Annotated in this window: 1 pseudogene; it reads right to left on the reverse strand. The window is 54.1% G+C overall.

Features of this window, described 5'->3' with window-relative positions:
• A pseudogene (locus tag AMS66_RS06565) lies at positions 1–449 on the reverse strand (hypothetical protein); the annotation flags it as partial.

The raw sequence follows: 449 nt of genomic DNA on the forward strand, positions 1-449 counted from the left end.
GCATCATAAGTGTAGCGAATGTTTTTCCCGTTTGCTCGCTCAGCGGATACACCTTGCTCCTCTTTCTGCAATGCTTCCTCAACTAGGCTGAGCAGGCGGTTCCGGGTATCATAGGTATAGCTTGTCCGTTGTCCGTTCCAGTCACGAGAGACTCGGTTTCCTGCGGCGTCATAAGCGAGTTGCTCCGTGCCGTATTCGGCATACCTGGCTTCCACCAGTCGATCCAGTGCATCATAGCGGTATTCCGCGCGATCTTCCGTTCCATAACAGCCTACCGTATTCCCGCTTTGGTCATACGCATATCGGTTGTCTAGCAATACTGTTCCATCCGCTGCACGGGTGTGGAGCCGCGATACTTGTCCTTCTGGCGTATACTCATACGCCGTCTGCACACCGTTGCCGTACAGCATGGACGCGATTCGGTTGCCTGCTGCATAGGTGTACTGAGC

The sequence above is a fragment of the Paenibacillus xylanivorans genome, from assembly GCF_001280595.1.
Lineage (GTDB): Bacteria > Bacillota > Bacilli > Paenibacillales > Paenibacillaceae > Paenibacillus > Paenibacillus xylanivorans.